The 383-nt window shown below is 74.7% G+C and carries 1 pseudogene; it reads left to right on the top strand.

Features of this window, described 5'->3' with window-relative positions:
* Window positions 1-138: 138 nt before the first annotated feature.
* A pseudogene (locus JHD67_RS21665) lies at window positions 139-252 on the top strand (thioredoxin-disulfide reductase); the annotation flags it as partial.
* Between the last annotated feature and the right edge of the window lie 131 nt (window positions 253-383).

The following is a 383-nucleotide window of genomic DNA, read 5'->3' as shown; positions in this document are numbered from 1 at the left end:
CCCCCCCCCCCCCCCCCCCCCCCCCCCCCCCCCCCCCCCCCCCCCCCCCCCCCCCCCTCCCACGCCCCCGCCCCCCCCGAGACCTACACCCGAACGTTGTCGTCGGCAGCGTCAGATGTGTATAAGAGCCAGCAGGCGGTGGACAACTGGCCGGGCGACGACAAGGGTGTGCAGGGTCCGGAGCCGATGCACCGCATGGCGCAGCATGCCGAGCGTTTCGAGACGCAGATGGTGTTCGACCACATTCATAGCTGTCTCTTATACACATCTCCGAGCCCACGAGACCCGTGACCGAATCGCGGTGGGGGGGGTGTGGTGGGAAAGGGGGGGGGGGGGGGGGGGGGGGGGGGGGGGGGGGGGGGGGGGGGGGGGGGGGGGGGGGG

It is taken from the genome of Dyella sp. ASV21, assembly GCF_016428975.1.
Lineage (GTDB): Bacteria > Pseudomonadota > Gammaproteobacteria > Xanthomonadales > Rhodanobacteraceae > Dyella.
The sequence above is the reverse complement of the archived record's forward strand: the minus strand, read 5'-3'. Positions and strand labels throughout refer to the sequence as shown.